The organism is Fulverythrobacter fulvus (assembly GCF_037154085.1).
GTDB classification, from domain to species: Bacteria; Pseudomonadota; Alphaproteobacteria; order Sphingomonadales; family Sphingomonadaceae; genus Andeanibacterium; species Andeanibacterium fulvum.
In genome coordinates this window covers 1,094,808-1,115,129 of record NZ_JBANRM010000001.1, presented here as the reverse complement: position 1 = coordinate 1,115,129, position 20,322 = coordinate 1,094,808, and the positions used below count along the sequence as shown (strand labels likewise).

At 65.3% G+C, this 20,322-nt stretch carries 15 protein-coding genes; 7 read left to right on the top strand and 8 right to left on the bottom strand.

The features are described 5' to 3' along the window. Positions 1–4: 4 nt before the first annotated feature. The 3 genes from WFP36_RS05410 to WFP36_RS05400 all read left to right on the top strand — a co-directional run bounded on the left by WFP36_RS05410 (position 5) and on the right by WFP36_RS05400 (position 3,955). Positions 5–2,347: a sensor histidine kinase gene (locus WFP36_RS05410; protein WP_336978537.1), complete on the top strand. Its 2,343-nt coding sequence runs from the start codon at positions 5–7 to the stop codon at positions 2,345–2,347. Beyond that, positions 2,347–2,790, top strand: coding sequence for a response regulator (locus WFP36_RS05405; protein ID WP_336978535.1), 444 nt, complete (start codon positions 2,347–2,349; stop codon positions 2,788–2,790). Before WFP36_RS05410 ends, WFP36_RS05405 begins: the two co-directional genes overlap by 1 nt. Positions 2,791–2,899: 109 nt before the next feature. After that, positions 2,900–3,955: a LacI family DNA-binding transcriptional regulator gene (locus tag WFP36_RS05400; protein ID WP_336978533.1), complete on the top strand. Its 1,056-nt coding sequence runs from the start codon at positions 2,900–2,902 to the stop codon at positions 3,953–3,955. A gap of 295 nt (positions 3,956–4,250) precedes the next feature. On the opposite strand, the gene WFP36_RS05395 is transcribed toward WFP36_RS05400, so the two are convergent. From WFP36_RS05395 to WFP36_RS05385, 3 genes are read right to left on the bottom strand one after another with little or no spacing between them, the layout of a single operon-like run. Beyond that, positions 4,251–5,687 carry an efflux transporter outer membrane subunit gene (locus WFP36_RS05395; RefSeq protein WP_419716612.1) on the bottom strand — a complete coding sequence of 479 codons (1,437 nt, stop codon included), beginning with the start codon at positions 5,685–5,687 and terminating at the stop codon, positions 4,251–4,253. Beyond that, the gene (locus WFP36_RS05390; protein WP_336978531.1) at positions 5,684–8,872 is read right to left on the bottom strand and encodes an efflux RND transporter permease subunit; all 3,189 of its coding nucleotides are present in this window, start codon (positions 8,870–8,872) and stop codon (positions 5,684–5,686) included. The genes WFP36_RS05395 and WFP36_RS05390 overlap by 4 nt, the downstream gene beginning before the upstream one ends. A 6-nt stretch (positions 8,873–8,878) precedes the next feature. Further along, entirely contained in the window at positions 8,879–10,099 is a 1,221-nt protein-coding gene (locus tag WFP36_RS05385; protein ID WP_336978529.1) for an efflux RND transporter periplasmic adaptor subunit, read from the bottom strand. 459 nt (positions 10,100–10,558) lie between these two features. Here WFP36_RS05385 and WFP36_RS05380 point away from each other — a divergent pair, with 459 nt between their 5' ends. The 3 genes from WFP36_RS05380 (at position 10,559) to WFP36_RS05370 (ending at position 13,779) form a co-directional block, all read left to right on the top strand. Continuing rightward, positions 10,559–11,851: a sugar MFS transporter gene (locus WFP36_RS05380; RefSeq protein ID WP_336978527.1), complete on the top strand. Its 1,293-nt coding sequence runs from the start codon at positions 10,559–10,561 to the stop codon at positions 11,849–11,851. Between the two features lie 114 nt (positions 11,852–11,965). Then, positions 11,966–12,727 (top strand): HpcH/HpaI aldolase family protein, encoded by a 762-nt coding sequence (locus WFP36_RS05375; RefSeq protein WP_336978525.1) that lies wholly within the window; start codon positions 11,966–11,968, stop codon positions 12,725–12,727. A 140-nt stretch (positions 12,728–12,867) separates the two neighbouring features. Next, positions 12,868–13,779: a cupin domain-containing protein gene (locus WFP36_RS05370; protein WP_336978524.1), complete on the top strand. Its 912-nt coding sequence runs from the start codon at positions 12,868–12,870 to the stop codon at positions 13,777–13,779. A gap of 86 nt (positions 13,780–13,865) precedes the next feature. On the opposite strand, the gene kce is transcribed toward WFP36_RS05370, so the two are convergent. From kce to WFP36_RS05345, 5 genes are all read right to left on the bottom strand, one after another. After that, positions 13,866–14,801, bottom strand: a complete 936-nt coding sequence (gene kce, locus WFP36_RS05365) for a 3,5-dioxohexanoate:acetyl-CoA acetone transferase (RefSeq protein ID WP_336978522.1) — start codon at positions 14,799–14,801, stop codon at positions 13,866–13,868. Between the two features lie 8 nt (positions 14,802–14,809). Beyond that, a complete protein-coding gene (locus WFP36_RS05360) occupies positions 14,810–16,267 on the bottom strand; it encodes an NAD-dependent succinate-semialdehyde dehydrogenase (protein ID WP_336978520.1) in 1,458 nt (485 codons plus the stop codon). 13 nt (positions 16,268–16,280) lie between these two features. Further along, positions 16,281–16,736, bottom strand: coding sequence for a hypothetical protein (locus WFP36_RS05355; protein ID WP_336978518.1), 456 nt, complete (start codon positions 16,734–16,736; stop codon positions 16,281–16,283). Positions 16,737–16,750: 14 nt separating this feature from the next. Then, a complete protein-coding gene (locus tag WFP36_RS05350) occupies positions 16,751–17,905 on the bottom strand; it encodes an iron-containing alcohol dehydrogenase (protein ID WP_336978517.1) in 1,155 nt (384 codons plus the stop codon). An 85-nt stretch (positions 17,906–17,990) separates the two neighbouring features. Next, on the bottom strand, positions 17,991–18,773 hold the full coding sequence (locus WFP36_RS05345; RefSeq protein ID WP_336978515.1) for an SDR family oxidoreductase: 783 nt from the start codon (positions 18,771–18,773) through the stop codon (positions 17,991–17,993). 269 nt (positions 18,774–19,042) lie between these two features. Here WFP36_RS05345 and WFP36_RS05340 point away from each other — a divergent pair, with 269 nt between their 5' ends. After that, a complete protein-coding gene (locus WFP36_RS05340; RefSeq protein WP_336978513.1) occupies positions 19,043–20,317 on the top strand; it encodes an MFS transporter in 1,275 nt (424 codons plus the stop codon). Positions 20,318–20,322 lie beyond the last annotated feature (5 nt).

Below are 20,322 nucleotides of genomic sequence, written 5' to 3'. Positions count from 1 at the left end.
TGCCATGACCGGGGGCATCAATCTGCGCGGCCTTGGCCTTGCAACCCGGATCGCGCTGGCCGCGGGGCTGGTGGGCATGCTCTCGGTCATGGCGCTGTCGTGGTATTTCTATCGCGGCAGCGAGGACATCCTGATCGAACGCGATACGCAGCGGCTTGCCGGCAATGTCGAGGTTTCGGCCACGCGGCTGCGCTCGCGCATCGAATTCGCCCGGCAGGACACCTTGCTACTCACCAAAGTGCCGCCGACAATGGGCACGTTCCGCGCCCTGAGCAGCGGCGGGGTGGACCCGCAGGACGGATCGACCGCCGCGCTGTGGCGTGATCGGCTGGCCACCATCTTTGAAGGCATGATCGAGGCACGGCCCGAATATGTGCAGGTGCGGATCATCGGTTTCCAGAATGGCGGGCGCGAGATCGTGCGGGTGGATCGCCTGCGCGACGGCACCATCCGCCGCATCCCCGAAGCGGAACTGCAGACCAAGATCGACCGGCCCTACGTCCGGGAAACCCGCCTGCTGGGCAAGGGCGAGGTCTATCTTTCTCCCATCGATCTCAATCGCGAGCATGGGCAGATCGAAACGCCTCACCTCGCGGTGATCCGCGCGGCGACGCCGGTCGTGTCGGATAGCGGCGAGAAGCTGGGCATGGTCGTCATCAATGTCGACATGAACAGGATTTTCGAGATCGTCAGGGGCCCGAGGGAGGATGGCGCCGCCTATTTCGTCACCAACCAGTCCGGCGACTATCTTGCCCACCCCGATCCGAGCCGCACTTTCGGCTTCGAGTTCGGCAGGCACTACCGCTTGCAGGACGAATTCCCCGGCATGAAGCACTTCATGGAGGACACTTCCGGGCGTTTTGCGGGCTTCATTTCCACGGGCGACAGCAGCCTGCTCGCCGCTGCCACCAAGGTGGATTACGATCCCCGCGACACGAAGCAATTCGCCGTCATCGCCGAGACGATCCCGGCAGGGGCGCTCGATGCCAGCCTCATCACCGTGCGCAATCGCGCCTTCATGGGTGCCGGAGTGATCCTGCTGCTTGGTCTGGCGGCGATGGCGTGGTTCACTCGCACGCTTTCCCGTCCGCTCAAGGAAATCAGCGAGACGGCCGCCGCAGTGGCCATGGGCGAGCGCTCGGTCGATATCGGGGGGATCGCGTCCCGCTCGGACGAAGTGGGTGCGCTTGCCCGCAGTTTCGAAACCATGGTCGAAAGGGTCGAGGCCCGCGAACGCGACCTGCGCGATGCCGAGGCACGAACCGCCCGCGTGATCGACGTCATGCCCGAGGCGATCCTGGTGGCCGACCGCAACGGGATCATCCGGCGGGTCAATGATCGCACCACTGCTATCTTCGGCTATGAACCGGCGGAATTGCTGGGCCAGCCGGTCGAACTGCTGATTCCGCAGCGTTATCATGCGGATCATCCGGGGCAGCGTCAGGCCTATGTCGCCCAGCCCGAAATCCGACCCATGGGCGCCGGGCGCGACCTGTACGGCAGGCGCAAGGATGGCAGCGAAGTGCCGGTGGAAATCGCGCTGGCCCCGCTCAATGACGACGGCTCGGACGGGCAGATCGTGGTCTCGGTGGCCGATATCACCCGCCGCAAGGCCGGGCAGGACATGCTGCGCGAGACCAACGAGAAGCTCGCCCGTTCGAACCAGGAACTGATGCAGTTCGCCTATGTCGCCTCGCACGATCTGCAGGAACCCCTGCGCATGGTCGACAGCTACATGGGCCTGATCGAGCGGCGCTATAAGGGCAAGCTCGATTCCGATGCGGATGAATTCATCGGCTTCGCGGTGGATGGGGCGCGCCGGATGAAGCGGCTGATCAACGATTTGCTGACCTATTCGCGCGTCAGCAACCGCCCGCTGAAAGTGAAGTCGATCGATCTGCGTGCCGAACTGGAAGCCGTGATTGCCCTGTTCCAGCCCCAGATCGAGGAAAGCGGCGCCACGATCGAGATCGGGCCTCTGCCCCGGATCGAGGGCGATCCCGGCCAGATCGAGCGATTGTTCACCAATCTGATCGGCAATGCGCTCAAATTCCGCAGCGACCGCCCGCCTCACATCAAGATCGAGGCGCAGCAGCGCGGCAGACTGTGGGAATTTGTCATTACCGATAACGGCATCGGTATCGATCCGGAGTTCAATGAGAAGATATTCGAGATATTCTCGCGCCTGCATAGCCGCGAGCAATATGAGGGAACGGGCATCGGCCTGGCCGCCTGCAAGCGCATCGTCGAATTGCATGGCGGGCTGATCTGGGTCGAGCCGGGGACTGGTGGAGGATCGATCTTCCGCTTTACCCTGCCCGAACGTCAGCAAGAGGAAGCTGCCTGATGAACCAAGCACAATCCCCGATCGAGATCCTGCTGGTGGAAGACAATCCGGCCGATATCCGCCTGACCAAGGAAGGGCTGAAGGAGGCAAAAGTCGCCAATGTCCTGCACGCCGTCACCAACGGCAAGGATGCGCTCGACTTTCTTTACCGGCGCGGAGACTTCGGCAACGCGCCCCGGCCGGACCTTGTCCTGCTGGACCTCAACCTGCCGGGTATCAGCGGCCATTCCGTGCTTGCGGAAATCAAGCAGGACCCGACCTTGCTGACCATTCCGGTTGTGGTGCTGACATCCTCGGAATCCGAAGCGGACATCGTGAAGTCTTACGAGGAACACGCCAATTGCTTCATTTCGAAGCCGGTCGATTTCTCCAGCTTCCTCGATATCGTCTCGCGGATCGAGAATTTCTGGTTCTCTATCGTGCGACTGCCCCAGCCGGCCTGACCTGTTTCGGGGCGGCTTGCCGCCGTCGCCAGTGTTGTCAATGCCCGCGGTACTGGCGGCGGCGTGCATTTCCTGCCAAGGATAGGGGCAAAGCAGAAGCGAGCCCCCAATGGCGACCCACAAGCGGCGTCCGACGATCATAGACATCGCAAAGAAGGCCGAAGTCTCGTTCAAGACGGTCTCGCGCGTGTTGAACGAAAATCCGCGCGTCGGGGCAGAATTGCGCGGCCGCGTGCTCAAGGCGATGGCGGAACTGGATTACCAGCCCAACCTTGCGGCCCGCACGCTGGCCGGGCGGCGCGGCTATGCCGTGGCGCTGCTCGTGGACCAGACGGAGTTCTTCCGCGAAGGCGATGCCAATGCCTATTTCTCGCCCTATCTCGTCGATCTTCAGGCCGGTGCGCTGATCGCCTGTCGCGAGCAAGGCTATCACTTCTTCGTTGAGCCCTATGATTTTACGGCGAAAAACTGGCCGCATGCACTGCGGGCGCAATTGTCGCGCATTGCGCTGGATGGGGTGATGCTCGCGCCGCCCTCGGCGGACCGGGTGAAGCTGCTGGATGCGCTGGACGATCTGGGCGTTCCTTACGTTCGCTTCGCTCCGGGGCTGGAGCCGGACCGTTCGTCTTCCGTGGCGAGCGACGAATATGGCGGCGCCCGTGCCATGGCGGAGCATTTGATCGGCCTTGGCCATCGCCGCATCGGGCTGGTCGGCGGGCCGGAAGATCACATCGCCGCCGCCGTGCGTGTAGTGGCCTTTCGCGAAGCGGCCGAGGGCAGGGCGCAGCTGCTGTTCCAGCCGGGGGACTTCACTTTCGAAGGCGGGCTGGCGGCTGGCGAGGCCCTGCTCGCAATGGCAGACCCGCCGAGCGCGATCTTCGCCACCAATGATTTCATGGCGGCGGGCGTGGTCACGGCAGCGACGCGGCGCGGGCTGAAAGTGCCGGCAGATATCTCGATCGCGGGTTTCGACGATTCCGCCGTAGTACGCTTCCTGTGGCCGCCGCTCACCACCGTGCGCCAGCCGATCCGCAAGATGGCCGGCGCGGCAGTGGAATATCTGATCGCACAGGCGAGCGGGGCGGAACTGCCCGAGCGGCATGCGGAACTGGCCAGCGAACTGGTGGTGCGCGCCTCGACGGGGCCGGTTGGGGCGCGGGGCTAGCGGGTTCGTGTTGGGTAGAACGCCTACCCTCTCGTCATCCCGGACTTGATCCGGGATCCCGCTATTTCCGGACACAAAGCTGGACCCCGGCACAGGGCTGGGGTGACGGGGTAGAGTGGGTCCAGCCTGATCCGTCGTCCCGGACTTGATCCGGGACCGCTGGCCACGAAGCGCCCAGATCACAGCGATCCCGGGTCAAGCCCGGGACGACGATATTCAGCAAAGCTTCGCGCCTATGCGCGAGAAAAACCCTCGCATGCGCCGGGTCAACTACGGAGCGCCCGAAACTCGGCCCCTACTGCGGCAGCGTAAAAGCGCCCTGGCCCAGTTCCGCATCGCCGCCCAGCACGCGGTACAGTTCCACGCGGTTCTGCACCGCGATCAGCGAGATCGCCACTTCCTGCCTTTGCGCGGTGTAGAGGCTGCGCTGGGCGACCAGATTGGCGAGGAAGCTGTCCACCCCGCCGCGATAGCGCGCTTCGGTGAGGCTGGCCGTATCGCTGGCCGCTTCGGTATTCATCCGGGCGGCGCTCATGCGATCGGCAATCGTGCCCTTGGTCGCCAGTGCGTCGGCCACTTCGCGGAAGGCGGACTGGATGGCTTTCTCGTAGCTGGCGAGGGCCGCATCGCGATCGGCTTCGCTCACGGCGACGCCTGCCTGCCTGCCGCCACCGGCAAAGATCGCGTAGCTCGCATCCGCGCCGGCCGAGGCACTGAAGGCGCCGCTGGTAAACAGCGAGCCGAGCGCGTCGCTGGCAAAGCCGAGCAGGCCGGTGAGCGTGATCTGCGGGAACAGCCTGGCCCGCGCCACGCCGATGTCGGCATTGGCGGCGCGCAGGAGATATTCGGCCTGCGCCACATCCGGGCGGCGCAGCAGCACGGCGGAGCTGGTGCCAGCAGGCAGGCTCTCGATGCTCGCCAGCACTTCGCCGAGGCCAGCGGGCAGCAGCGCCGGATCGACATCGGCCCCCACCAGCAGGCGCAGCAGGTTGACGTCTTCCGCCAGCGCGGCCTTCTGTGCCGCAAGGTCCCCTTCGGCAGTGGCGAGAATCTGCTCGGCCTGCCTCAGGTCGGTACGCGGGGCGATGCCGCCTTCCAGCCGGGCGCGGGTGAGGTCCACGCTGCGGCGAGCATTGGCGGCGCTCTGTTCGGCAATGGCCAGCAGGTCGCGATCCGCCGCATAGGTGGCCCAGGCACTGGCAAGGTCCGCCACCAGCCCCAGCCGCACCGAGCGGGCCGAAGCCTCGCTGGCCAGCTCGCGCTCGCGTTGGGCTGCCGTGGCGTTGGCGAGCTTGCCGAACAAATCCAGCTCGAAGCCGGAAATGCCGCCCTGCAGCGCATAGCTTTCGCCGCTGGTGCCGCCATTGTCGCTGATATCGGCCGAGCCCCGCACCGAGACTTCCGGGAATTGCGCCGCGCGCGTCACGCGCACCTGCGCGCGGGCGGAGGCGAGGTTGGCCGCCGCGATCCGCAGGTCGCGATTATTGGCCAGCGCCTGCCCGATCAGGGTCTGCAGGCGCTGATCGCGGAATATCTCCGTATAGGAGAGGGCGGGCAGGTCAGCCTCGCCTTCCACCGGATAGGCTTCGCCCACCGGCCAGCTTGGCGGAACCGGCGCTTCGGGCTGCGCATAGTCGGGCGCCATGGAACAGGCACCCAGAACCACTGGCAGAACCAGCGGCAGGAGGGCGAGGGCGGATTTACGCATGGTCTTGCTCGTGGCCCGGCTCATGCCTGTGCCTCCCCCTGGCGGCGGCCGAAGCGCTGGTGCAGCTTCTTCAGCCCGTCGCGCGTGCTGCGGCGGACGAGAACGAACAGCAGCGGGATGTAGAAGATTGCCAGCACGCTGGCGGTCAGCATGCCGCCGATCACCGAAGTGCCGATGGCGATGCGGCTGTTCGCGCCCGCGCCGGTGGAGATCGCCAGCGGCAGCACGCCGAAGATGAAGGCGAAGCTGGTCATCAGGATCGGGCGCAGGCGGATGCGCGCGGCGGCCAGCACGGCCTCGATGATGCGCTTGCCCTTCTTCTCCTCCTGCTCCGCGAATTCGATCATCAGGATCGCGTTTTTGGAGGCAAGCCCCATGGTGGTGAGCAGGCCGATCTGCAGGAACACGTCATTCTCCAGCCCGCGGAGGGTCGCGGCGAACAGGGCGCCGACAAGGCCGAGCGGGATCACCAGCAGCACTGCCACCGGGATGGACCAGCTTTCGTAAAGCGCGGCAAGGCACAGGAACACGACCAGCACCGACAGGGCATAGAGCAGCGGCGCCTGCCCGGAAGACTGGCGTTCCTCATAGGACGATCCGGTCCAGCCCACGGCGGTACCGGGGATTTCGGCCGCCAGCCGCTCCATCTCCGCCATCGCTTCGCCCGAGCTGACGCCCGGCGCCGCCTGGCCGGTGATGCCGAAGGACGGCACGCCCTGGAAGCGGCTGGTGGAATTGGGCGTGGTGGCCCAGCCGATCGTCGAGAAGGCAGAGAACGGCGCCATGCTGCCGTCGGAGGCGCGGACATACCATTGCGAGAGGTCTTCCGGCGTGGCGCGGAATTCCGGCTCGCCCTGGACATAGACGCGTTTCACGCGGCCATTCTCGATGAAGTCGTTGACGTAGCGGCCGCCCCACGCAGTGGAGAGAGTGGTGTTCACGTCCGACGAATTCAGGCCGTAAGCCGTCAGGCGCTGCGTATCGAGGTCGATCTTCAGCGTGGCATTGTCGGGCAGTTCGCTGGAGCGGACCTGGGCCAGCAGCGGGCTGGCGCTGGCCATTTCCACCAGCTTGTCGCGCGCGGCGACGAATTGCTCGCGGCTCATGCCGGTCACGTTCTGCAGGTTCATGTTGAACCCGGCGCTGTCGCCAAGGCCGCGCACCGATCCGGGCACCATGAAGAACACCTGCCCGTCGCGCAGGCCGCTGAAGGCCATGGTGGCGCGCTGGGCAATGGCGTCGGCAGTGTTTTCGGGGCCGGGGCGCTCGTCCCAGTGCTTCAGGTTGATGAAGCCCTGGCCGCTGTTCTGGCCGCCCCCGCCGCCGCCCGCGACCAGGAACATGGTCTCGACATTGGCGCTTTCATGCTCGGCCAGATATTTCTCCACCTGATCGCGCAGTTCGATGGTGCGGACCTGAGTGGCGCCCGGAGGCAGGCGGAACTGCACCATGATGCGGCCCTGATCCTCGTTGGGCAGGAAGCCGCCGGGCAGGTGCAGGAACAGGCCCGCGAGAATGGCAAGGATCAGCCCATAAAGGCCCAGGAAGCGCCACTTGCGATCCACCACGGCCTCGACTGCCTTGAGATAGCGGCCCACCATGCGGTCGAAATTGCGGTTGAACCACACCTTCGCGCCTTCCAGCGCATTCTCGATCCGGGCGAAGCGGCCGTAATGGCGGTGGAATTCCAGATCCTCGCCGCGGTGCTTCTGCTTGAGCACGCTGGCAGTGATCGCCGGGCTGAGGATTAGCGCTACCAGCACGGACAGCACCATGCAGGAGATGATCGTGACCGAGAACTGGCGGTAGATCACGCCGGTCGATCCGCCGAAGAAGGCCATCGGCAGGAACACTGCAGACAGGACGAGCGCGATGGCGATCAGCGCGATCTGCAATTCGTCCATGGACTGGATCGTAGCCTCGCGCGGGGACATGCCGGGGTTCTCTTCCAGCAGGCGCTCCACATTCTCCACCACCACGATGGCATCGTCCACCAGCAGGCCGATGGCCAGCACGAGGCCGAACAGGGTCAGCGTGTTGAGCGAGAAGCCCGCGAGGTAGAACATGCCCATCGTGCCCAGCATCACCACCGGCACGGCCACGACCGGCACAAGCAGCGCACGCCAGCTCTGCAGGAACACGAACATCACGATCACGACCAGCACGATGGCTTCGAGCAGGGCGACCTGCACTTCGCTCACCGACAGGCGGATGAAGTTCGTCGCGTCGTTGGCATAGGCATAGGCGAGGCCGTCGGGCAGGTTCGCGCCCAGTTCGTCCATCTTCGCCTTGACCAGATCGGCCGTGCGCAGCGCGTCCGATCCGGGCGAAAGCTGGATCGCCATGCCCGCGCCGGGATGGCCGTTCATGCGCAGCAGGATGTTGTAGTTTTCCGCCCCGATCTCGACCCGGGCAACGTCCTTGATCCGCACGCTCGACCCGCTGGGCAGTGTCTTGAGCACGATGTTGCGGAATTGGTCGGGCGTCTGCAGGCGCGACTGGGCAGTGACCGTTGCGTTGAGCAACTGGCCCTGCGGCGAGGGCAGGCCGCCCACTTCGCCCGCGGCGATTTCGGTGTTCTGGTTGCGCAGGGCGGTGATGACGTCGCCCGGCATGAGCGAGAAGGCGGCCAGCTTGATCGGATCGAGCCAGATGCGCATCGCGTGCGGCGCGCCGAACACGTTGACGTCGCCCACGCCGTCCACGCGCGAAAGCGTGTCCTGGATGTTGGACGAGAGATAGTCCGACACGTCCTGATAGGAACGCGTGTCGGTCTCGTCATAGACGGCGACCAGCAGCAGCGTGTCCGAATTGGACTTGGTCACGCGCACGCCCTGCTGCTGCACATCGGCAGGCAGGCGCGAGATCGCGGCCTGGATCTTGTTCTGGACCTGCACCTGCGCAATGTCGGGATCGGTGCCCTTCACGAAGGTGGCCGTGATGTTCGACTGGCCGCGCGAGCTGGAATCCGAACTGAAATAGAGCAACCCGTCGATCCCCGTGAGCTGCTGCTCGAGGATCTGGGTGACGCTGTTCTCGACCGTTTCCGCCGATGCGCCGGGATAGGACGCGCGCACATTGACGGTGGTGGGCGCGATATCGGGATATTGCTCGATCGGCAGCGCCGTGAGCGAGCCGACGCCGACCATCATCACGATGATCGCGAGCACCCATGCGAAGATGGGCCGGTCGATGAAGATCCGCGACATTACGCCTTACCCCGGCTTTCCGGGCTGGCTGTTCTGTCCGGGTTTGCCGGGAGGCGGGCCTACGCGCTGCGGGGCACTGGCCGGGACGGGGCGGATATCGGCATCCTGCCTGACATTGGCGAGGCCCTGGGTGATGACCTTGTCGCCGTTTTTCAGGCCCGAAGTGACGACCCAGTCCGTGCCGCTGGTGCGATCCGCGGTGACCTTGCGGCGCTTGGCCTTGTCGCCGGCCTTACCGTCCTTGCCGCCCTTGGCGTCTGTCTCCACCACATAGACGAAGGCGCTGCCGTCGAAATCGCGCTGCACCGCCGATTGCGGCACCAGGAACGCGGAAGGCTGCACGGCCTGATCGAACACGGCGGTAACGAAACTGCCGGGCAGCAGCAGGCCCTGAGGATTGGGGAAGCGGGCACGCAGAGTGACGGTGCCGGTGCTTTCATCCACCGAGATTTCCGAGAATTCGACCGTGCCGGGCAGGGCGTAGAACGTCCCGTCATCCAGCTTCAGCCGCACGCTGGTGCTGCCGGGGCTGACTTCGCCCCGGGCCAGCGCCTGCTTCAGCGCGGTGAGTTCCGCGCCGGACTGCTGCATGTCGACATAGATCGGATCGAGCCGCTGGATCACGGCGAGCGGCTGGGCCTGCGCCGCGCTGGCAAGGGCACCGGTGGTGACCAGCGAGCGCCCGATGCGGCCGCTGATCGGCGCGGAGACGGTGGAGAAGCGCAGGTTGATCCGCGCGGTTTCCAGCGCGGCGGAGGCTTGCGCGACTGCGGCCTGCGCCTGACGGGCCTGCGCTTCCGCGTCGGTCAGGTCCTGCTGCGAGATGGCTTCCTGCGCGGCGAGCGGCTTGTAGCGGTTGGCCTTCGCCGTCGCGGCATCGGCCGTGGCCCTGGCAGCGGCGAGGTTGGCTTCGGCCTGACGCACGGCGGCGCGATAGAGGCTGGCGTCGATCTGGTAGAGCGGCTGGCCCGCACGCACCAAGCTGCCTTCGGTGAACAGGCGCTTCTGGATGATGCCGGTCACCTGCGGGCGCACTTCGCTCGTCTCGTAAGCGACAGTGCGGCCGCCCAGGGAAACGGCGACGGGCACGGCCGAAGGCGCAACCGTGACGAAGCCGACCTGAGGGGGAGGGCGATCGAATTTCTGGTCGCTGGAAGAACAGCCGGCGATCGCTGTCGCAGCAAGGCAAAGGCCTGCGCCAAGGATGGCCGCACGAAAAGTCTTCATCTGGTGCCCTCTATTCCTGCTGGTACCTGCAGGCGATCCTGCCCGGCCTTCCCCGCTCAATGGCCGGTCCGTCCGATCGCCGGCCCCGATTCGAAACACTGCCGTTGCAGCATGTTTGTTTCCGGCACCAGCACTGTCCCCCCTTGAACGGAATTTGACCTATTGCCCTTTTCACGGGGCCCGGACGGCTCGCTTGCCGCATTCCGCAAAACTCATCTCAAATGCTACCGTTCCAGACGGAATTCTGTCCGCCGGAATGGGTGCTTAACGGCCCGCGCTCCATAGCGTTCCCACCCTTTTGGGCAAAGCAATTAGCCAGAGCCACGGATCAAGAAATCAGGCGTGTGCGGTCCTTGACCATGCAGGCGTGCTTGCGCAGGTCTCGGTTTCCATGGACGGAAGGGGCGCCGGGGGGATTTTCCGCGTCTTTTCAATATCCCGAATGAAAGACCGCGCACGATGTCCCTTGCCCCCGATATTGCCAGCAGCACGGATTCCAATCCGCTGGAAGAAACCGGCCAGCCCATCGACGCGCCCGGCCTGCAGGGCTTCGTCTTCGCGCTGTTCTTCATCTTCGGCGGGATCACTTCGCTCAACGACGTGGTCATTCCCCGGCTGAAGGAGCTGTTCACGCTGAACTACACCCAGGCGATGCTGGTGCAGTTCTGCTTCTTCACGGCCTATTTCGTGGTCGGCATTCCCGGCGCCCGGCTGGTCAAGACAATCGGCTACATGCGCGGTGCGGTGGCCGGGCTGCTGACCATGATGCTGGGGTGCCTGCTGTTCATTCCCGCCTCGCAGACCGCGACCTACGGCCTGTTCCTGTTCGCCCTCTTCGTGCTGGCGAGCGGGGTGGTGATGGTGCAGGTGGTGGCCAATCCGCTGATCTCGCTGCTCGGCCCGCCCCAGACGGCGCATAGCCGGCTGACTTTTGCCCAGGCGTTCAATTCGGTGGGGACGACCATCTTCCCCTATGTCGGTTCGATCGTGATCCTCGGCGGCCTTGCGACAGTCAGCGCCGCCGATCTGAGCGGCGCGGCGCTCGATGCCCATCGCACGCAGGGAACCACCACGATCGTGAAGGCCTATGGGGTGCTGGCCTTCGCTCTGGCGCTGGTCGCGGGCGCGGTCTGGACATTCCGCAATCGGCTGAAGGGCGAGAGCCATGCGCAGAGCAAGGGGCTGGGCGGGTTCGACCTGCTGAAGCGCCCGCGCTTCGGTTACGGCGCGCTGTGCATCTTCCTCTATGTCGGGGCCGAGGTTTCCATCGGCTCGCTGATCGTCAGCTATCTCAAGCAGGCGCATGTCATGGGGCTGGACCAGCAGGCGGCGGGCAAGATGATCGGGCTCTACTGGTTCGGCGCCATGGTGGGCCGCTTTGCCGGTTCCGCGATCCTCAGGCTGCTGAGCCCGGGCAAGGTGCTGGCCTGCGCTGCGGCCGGGGCCATCGCGCTGCTGGCGATCTCGGCCAACAGCACCGGGCCGCTTGCCGGTTACAGCCTGCTTTCGATCGGCCTGATGAATTCGATCATGTTCCCGACGATCTTCTCCCTCGCCTGCGAGAAACTCGGTGCCCGCGCGGCGGATGGATCGGGCATTCTCAACGTGGCGATCTCGGGCGGCGCATTCGTCCCGCTCACTACAGGCATGGTCGCGGATGTCAGCGGCAGTCTGGCCCTGGCGCTGACGCTGCCGGCGATCTGCTACAGCGTGATTGCCGGTTTCGGGATATTCGCCCGCAAGCCGGCCTGACGCCTTCCGCCTTTCCTTCCCGCGCCGGTATTCGCGCCGCGCCTGCAAAGCCTGCCCTGCCGCGCGCGGCCATGGTAGGCTGCGATTGCACGGGATGAGGAGAGAGGCGCGATCATGGAGAATTTCATCGACCGGGTGCGCGGCGGCACGCGCGGAATGCTGGGTACCTGGGTGAAGATCCCCTCGCTGGAGACGGTCCAACTGCTGGCCCATGCCGGGTTCGAATTCGTGGTGATCGACATGGAGCATGCGCCCCATTCGCTCGACCGCGCGAATGAACTGGTCTTCGCCGCACAGGCCATGGGCATGGCAGCCGTGGTGCGCCTGCCGGATCACTCGGGCTCCACGATCCAGCCCTTGCTCGATGGCGGGGCCGATGGCCTGCTGATCCCGCGCGTGACCGCGCTCGACCTGGCGCATGACATTACCGCCCGGATGATCTTCGCCCCGAAGGGAGAACGCGGGCTGGGCTTCACCTCGCGCGCGGGCAAATGGGGACTGGGCTCGATCCCCGATTATCTGGCGCGGGGGGACAATCAGTGCCTGCGCATGATCCAGCTGGAAGACTGGGCCTCTATCGAGAAGGCGGGCGATTTCGCCGCGCTCGAACACGTCAACGGCCTCTTCATCGGCCATGGCGACCTGTTCCTTTCCAGCGGGAAGCCCGCCAGCGATCCGGCGGTGCAGGACCTGACTGCCCGGATGCTCGCCGCCACGAAGCGGGAAGACGTCCTGTCCGGCATTGCCGTGGGCAGCCCGGCAGAAGCGCGCGTGGCGCTCGATCAGGGCTTCTCGCTGGTGATGGTCAGCAATGACACGACCCTGTTCGGCAAGGCGGCGGCCGGGGCAGTGAGTGCCACGCTGGAAGGGTCTTGAACCGGCGGGATGGATTTGCCCCACCCGGAGGGCAGACTTTCCCGTTCCGGCATGGCGGGCAAATTGCGTTGCCGCCAATGCGCGGCGTTCCTAGCCGAAAAGGGAGAGCGCCGGCCCCGCTAGGCGCCGCGTGAAGGAGAATGACGATGTACGAAGCCGACGATCCCCGTTCCCGCCTGTCGACTGCCGGCGGCGGCTCTGCGCCCGCATCGGCCTTCGGCGAATCCACCTATGCCAAATTCTACGACACCCAGCCGGACGAGAGCGGGCCGGGCTGGAAGACGTGGTATGCGCGCGGCCAGAACTTCGTGGTCTGCTATTCCGAGGTGGAGCCCGGGGCGGTGCTGGAACGCAAGGGGCAGGTGGATGAATACGTCCTGCTGCTGCACGATCCGCAGACCTCCGCCACCGTGGAAGCCGGGGGCGAGCGGGTGGAGGTGCCCGGCTATTCCATCACCATGATCCCGCCGGGGGATAGCAGCATCACCGTGACCGGGGGCGGCACTCTGGTGCGAATGATCTCTTCCCAGAATGCAGACATTACGGCCAAGGCCCCCAACAACGCCAAATATGCCGGGCCCCATCCGCAGGTGCCGCCGTTCAAGGCATGGCCCGATCCGGTGGGCGGGTTCCGCATTCGCAGCTACAGCCTGGATGTGCCGGACAAGGAAGGCCGCTTCGGCAAAATCTTCCGTTGCACCACCTTCATGGTCAACGTCTTCCCGCCGCAGGGCCCGCGCGACGTGACCAAGCTGAGCCCGCATCACCACGACGATTTCGAGCAATGCTCGCTCGCGCTGGAAGGGCTCTATATCCACCATCTGCGCTGGCCGTGGACCGCCAATCAGCATGACTGGCGCGAGGACGAGCATGTGACGGTGGGATCGCCCTCCGTCTGCGTGATCCCGCCGCGCGTGATCCACACCTCGGCCCCGTCGGACCCGGCCTCCAACGTGCTGGTGGACATCTTCGCGCCGCCGCGGGTGGATTTTTCCGAAGTCGCGGGCTGGGTGCTGAACGCGGATGATTATCCGATGGCGGGAGAGGCCTGAAACACCGTGTCACCCCGGACTTGTTCCGGGATCCCGCTTCCTTTCCAGAACAGCTGGACCCCGGAACAAGTCCGGGGTGACGGGATTTAAAAACCCACCGCGTCTCCGCCCTTGAGTCCCAGCATTGCGCGGGCCTCGGCCGGAGTAGCGATCTCGCGGCCCAGCGCTTCCACCACCAGCCGGATCTTGGCGACCTGCTCGGCATTGGACGTGGCAAGCTCGCCCCGGCCGATGAACAGGCTGTCTTCCAGCCCGACGCGGACATTGCCGCCCAGCAGGGCCGATTGCGTGCAGAACTGCATCTGGTGCCGCCCGGCAGCGAAGGCAGAGAAGATGTAATCCTCGCCGAACAGGCTGTCGGCAATCGTCACCATATGGGCCAGATTGCGCGGATCGGCGCCGATCCCGCCGAGAATTCCGAACACGCCCTGGATCAGGAAAGGCGGGTCTATTAGCCCCCGGTCCGCGAAATGGGCGAGGGTGTAGAGATGGCCGATATCGTAGCATTCGAATTCGAACTTCGTCCCGAATTCGCGGCCCACTTCCAGCATGATCCGCTCGATAAAGGCGTTGTCATTATACATGATCCGCCCGCGCGAACCGGCGACATAGTCCTGTTCCCACCCATGCTGCCAGTGTTCCACCCGCTTTCCGGCGGCGGAGAAGTCGAAGATCAACGGACCCATGTTGAGCGAGCAGACTTCCGGACGGGCGGCCTTGGCCCCTTCCAGCCGCGCGTCGAGCGACATGGTGGCGCTGCCGCCGGTGGAGATGTTGATCACCGCGTCGCTCGCCTGCTTGATGCGGGGGAGGAACTTCATGAAGTCCTCCGCGCGCGGGCTGGGGCTGCCATCGGCATCGTTGCGGGCGTGCAGATGCAGGATAGCCGCGCCCGCCTGCGCCGCGCCGATTGCTGCCTCGGCAATCTGGTCCGCCGTCACCGGCAGATGCGGCGACATGGAGGGCGTGTGGATCGAGCCGGTCGGCGCGCAGGTGATGATGACCTTGGAATGCTTGCGCATAGGCTCCTCTAAAGGCCGGCGTGGCAAAGATATTTGAGGTTCTGATATTCGCTGAGGCCGTGATGCGATCCTTCGCGGCCGAGGCCGGACAGCTTCACTCCGCCAAAGGGCGCGAGCGGGCTGGAGACGAGGCCGGTATTGATCCCCACGATCCCGCTTTCCAGATCGCGCCCAACCCGGGCGATGGTCGCCGGATCGCTGGAGCAGAGATAGGCCGCGAGGCCGAAGGGCGTATCGTTGGCCAGCTTCACGCCCTCTTCCACGCTGTCGAAGCCGATCACGCCGGCCAGCGGCCCGAAGGTTTCTTCCCGCGCCAGCAGCGCATCGGGGCGCACTCCGCCGAGCAATGTGGGCTGCGCAAGGCGGCCGCCGGGCGAGGCTCCGCCTGCCAGCAGTTCCGCGCCGCCGGAGATGGCATCCTCGCGGTGGGCATCGACCTTGGCGATGGCCCGCTCGTCGATCAGCGGCCCGATGTCGCTCGCCTCGTCGAACCCGTCGCCCGCCTTCATCGCGGAAATGCGGGTGGCGAGGGCGGACAGGAAGCGCGGTTCGATCCCGCGCTGCACATAGATGCGGTTGGCCGCGATGCAGCTCTGCCCGCCATTGCGGAACTTGGCCACCATGGCGGTTTCCACTGCCGTATCGAGATCGGCATCGTCGAATACCAGCAGCGGCGCATTGCCGCCCAATTCAAGGCTCAACCGCTTGATCGTGGGGGCGCAGGCTTCGGCAAGGAAAGCGCCCACCGGAGTCGATCCGGTGAAGGAGAGTTTGCGCACGACCATGCTGGAGGTCATCACTTCGCCGATAGAGCGCGAATGGCCGGTCACCACGCTGAACACGCCCGCCGGAACCCCGGCTTCCTCGCCGAGCTTTGCAAAGGCGAGGGCGGTCAGCGGAGTCAGTTCCGCAGGTTTGGCTACCATGGTGCAGCCCGCCGCCAGCGCCGGAGCGACCTTGCGGGTCAGCATGGCGAGGGGGAAGTTCCATGGCGTGATTGCCACGCACACGCCCAGCGGTTCCTTCTCCACCAGCAGGCGGCGGCCGGGAACGGGGGAGGGTATCAGTTCGCCCAGATCATGCGCGGCATAATCGGCGTAGAATTCCATGAAGCCGTTGCCGTAATCCACTTCGGTGCGGGCTTCCTTCAGCGTCTTGCCATTCTCGCGGGTGATCAGCCGGGCAAGGTCTTCGCGGTGGCGCTGGATCAACTCGCACCAGCGGCGCAGGATCGCGCAGCGTTCCTTCACCGGGCGGCGCGCCCAGGCGGGGAAGGCATCGCTCGCCGCCTCGATCGCGGCGGCAACCTGCGCCTTGGAAAGATCGGGGATCGTGCCGACTCTCTCCAGCGTGAAGGGATCGTCCACGCTGATCGGAGCGGCATCGGACCCTGTCCATGTGCCGCCGACATAGGCCCTGTCCAGCAGCAGGCCCGCTTCGTCCAATGCGCCTCTTTGCCCGGTCATAAATCCTCCAGCCTCAATCGTCGTCGAGATTGGGGTTGGTTACCGGAACATCGCCTTCGAACAGATGCTCGAAGCGGCGATAGGTGCACAGCCAGCGGCCGTCGCGGCGGATATAGCGGTCGGTCGCCAGCGAAATGGTGATCGGCGCGTGGGAAGGCAGGATGCGTTCGCCATTGCGGGCGTAGAGCATCAGGAAATTGGTGGCCTCCGCCGCGTCTGGCCCGGTGAACCAGGCGCGGAAATTGGTGAAGGAATGGACCGAAAGGCGCGGGCCCTGGGCAATGCGCCAATCGTAGAATTGCTGGATCTTCTCGACGCCGAGATAGGAGGCATATTGCCCGTGGAACTCGGCATCCTCGACGTAATAGCCTGACGCGTTGCGCCCGCCATTGAAGTCGATCTCGTGCCAGTAATCCGCCAGCTGCAGCGACAGCTCGGTATTCAGTTGCAGCAATTCGGCGTCAGCCATTTCCATTCCTCTTGTCAAAGTGCCGCTTCGTAGATCGCCCGCGCATCGCCTTCGGTGACTTCGCGCGGGTTGCGCATCAGCAGGCGCTGCACGGTGATGGCCGCGGCGGCCATGTGTGGGATCGTGTTGGCGCTGATCCCGAATGCGGACAGCCGCCGTTCGATGCCGATGGCGGCGGAAAGCCGCTCGATCTCTTCGATACCCTTCAGCGCATCGGCCCGGTCATCGCCGGTTCGCGCCACCCCCATCGCATGGGCAACAGCGGCATAGCGCTGCGGCGCGGCTTCCAGATTGAAGCGCAGCACATGCGGCAGCAGCAGGGCATTGGCCACGCCATGGGCGATATGGAACTCGCCCCCCAAGGGATAGGCCAGGGCATGGACGGCGGCGGTGTTCACAGGGCCAAGACATTGCCCGCCCAGATGGCTGGCGCGCAGCATCCCCTCGCGTGCTTCCATGTCGTTCCCGTCAGTCCAGGCGCGTTCGAGATGGCGGGCGATGAGCGAAATGCCCTCCAGCGCCCAGCCATCCACCACCGGATGGGCAAAGCGATTGGCATAGGCTTCGATGCAATGGGTCAGCGCGTCGATCCCGGTCGCGGCCGTGACGCCGCGCGGCATGGAGCGCGTCAGTTCCGGATCGAGATAGGCGAAGTCCGGCACCAGATGCGGGCTGACCACGCCTTTTTTCAGCAGGGCGGCGGTGTCTTCCACGATGGCGATGGGTGTTGCCTCGCTGCCCGTGCCCGCAGTGGTGGGAATGCAGGCCAAAGGCAGGGTACGCCGGGCGAGGAGGTCCGTTCCGACCACGTCGAGAACCTGTTGCCCGCCATCGGCCAGTGCGGCGACCAGCTTGGCCACATCCATCGCGCTGCCGCCGCCGAAGCCGACCACTGCCTCGGCGCCGAATTCCCGCGCGGCGGCAATGGCGGCGGAGAGGTCTTCCAGCGTCGGCTCGCCGTCGCGCGCCTCATGGACGCGGGCCACGCTGCCGATGTCCGTCAGCGCGGCCTCAAGCCCTTCGCACAGCGCCCTGATCGGCGCGCCGGTAATGACCAGCACCTTGCGGCAACCCAGTGCGGCCAGATCGGCTGCGCATTGCGTGGCCACTCCCGGGCCGAGGCGCAGGGTGCGGACATTGTGCAGGGCAAGCGTGGCAGGCGGTTTCAAGGCGGGTTCCCCGATAGGTGCCCGCTCTCTCTTCACCCCGGCCGGATGCCTGTCTTGACCGAAGCGGCGCGCTTATCGCACCCGATCACAGCGCCGCGATATAGCCCCCGTCGAGCGGAATGGTGGCGCCGTTGACATAGGCCCCCGCGCGCGAGGCGAGGAACACCACCAGCCCTTCCGCATCCTCCGCACTGCCGGGCCGGCCGAGCGGAATGAAGGTCGCCACGCTGTTCTTCACGGCGTCGGAATCCGTATCGGTCAGGCGCGAGGGGAAGGGGCCGGGGGCTATGGCATTCACGGTGATCCGGTCCTTGCCCAGCGCCTTGCAGAGCGAGCGGGTGAGGTGATGGATCGCCGCCTTGGAGGTGTTGTAGGCATGGGCTTCCCAATTGGGGATGTGCAGCCCGCCGATCGAGCCGAGATTGACGACCCGCGCCGGATCGTCCTCGCTCGCTGCCGCCTTGAGCAGGGGCAGGAGCTGCTGGGTGAGGAAGAAGGCGGCGCGGACATTGACGTTCATCACCAAGTCCCAATCGGCAACGCTCATTTCGGCCAGGCTGCCCGGGCCGTTTGCCCCGGCATTATTGACCAGCAGGTCCAGCCGGGTCTCCCGCGCCGAAAGCTGGGCGGCGAGAGCGGCGGGTCCGTCTTGCGAACCCAGATCGGCGGCAAGGCCGATGCATGTGCCGCCGCCAGTTGCAAGCTCTTGCGCAAAGGCAGCAGTGCGGTTCTCATCGCGGCCGGAAATGTAGGTCTTCACCCCGCGCCGGACGAGACCGCGCGCGATCATCGCGCCGATGCCGCTGGTGCCGCCGGTGACCAATGCCGTCTTTCCGGCAAGCGAAAACAGGGGATCGGTGTAGCTCATCGCCGCCTCCTCAATGCAGGTGTTTCTTGCGTGCGACTGCTCAATAAGAGCGGATTTCCGCGCCTTGCAAGGACTGAAAGACGCAGGCGAAAATATTGATTGCGCGTCAATTCAAGGCGCCGAGGCAATCAAGCCGCAGCCCGGGCGCCCGCTAGTTATCCGAGCGAATGCCTCTGCCGTCGATTGTTCGCCGGCAGGACTCGCCAAACGTGGCGAACCGTTTAATTCGACTCCTAATCAATAGAAAAGCAATCCTTGGGGGATGCAGGATGTTCACCTGGTATCGTGAATCCGAAAAGAAGACGCGCCGCCTCTTCTGGACCTGCGGGGCAGGCTGGGTGATGGATGCGGCCGATGCGCAGGTCTATCAATATCTCATCCCGCTGCTGATCGGCTCGCTGGGGCTGACGCTGACCGAGGCAGGCTCCATCGCCAGCGCGAATTACTTTTCCGCCGCGATCGGCGGCTGGCTGGGCGGCTGGCTGTGCGACCGGTATGGCCGGGCGCGGATCCTGCAACTGACGATCCTATGGTTCTCGGTGTTCTCCTTCCTCTCTGGCTTCGCCCAGAATTATGAGCAGCTCCTGGCGATCCGTATCCTGCATGGCATCGGTTTCGGCGCGGAATGGGCCGTGGGCGCTGTGCTGCTGGGCGAGATGATCGCACCCAAACATCGCGGCAAGGCGTTGGGGGCAGTGCAGGCCGGGGCGCCCATCGGATCGGGCATTGCGGCGTTGCTCGCCGGGCCGGTCGCGGCGTGGTTCGATCCCGATACGGGCTGGCGGGTGGCCTTCTGGGTCGGCCTGCTGCCCGCGCTGCTGATCTTCTTCATTCGCAGGGGATCCGACGATTCCGAAGTCTACAAGCGCGCCCGTGAACGGCAGAAGGCCGCCGCTCGCTCGGCAAGGCTGGCGGACATCTTCGGCCGAAGGGTGATCGTCATCACCCTGCTTGCCTCGCTGCTCTCGCTGGGCGTGCAGGGCGCAGCCTATTCGGTGGCCAATTACCTCACCACTTTCATGACGCAGGAACGCGGGCTGACTCAGTCGGTCGCCGCCTATCTCGTGCTGGTGAACAGCGCGGGCGGCTTTGCCGGCTGCCTGGTAAACGCCTATCTCAGCGACAAGCTGGGCCGCCGGGCAGTGTTCCGCCTGTTCGGCCTGGGCTTCCTGATCATGGCCTCGATCTATCTCTTCGGACCATGGGGCGGGAATGTTGCGATCCTGATCCCGGTGGGGATGATCTACGGCTTCTTCCAGTTCGGCATGTATGCCTCTTTCGGGCCTTATTTCACTGAGCTGTTCCCCACCGAAATCCGGGGTAACGGCCAGTCCTTCGCCTATAATTCCGGGCGCGCGGCGGCTTCGCTGTTCATCATGGGCGTGCCGCTGGTGGCGCAGTTCATGTCGCTGAGCGCGGCGATGGCGACATTGGGTATCGTGGGCATCATCTGCGCGCTGATCCCCACGCTGATCCTGCCCGAGACGGCGGGGCGCGAGTTGCACGACCTTGGGGGCGAACCCCGGCCCGCTCCGGCCGAGTGAGTGCC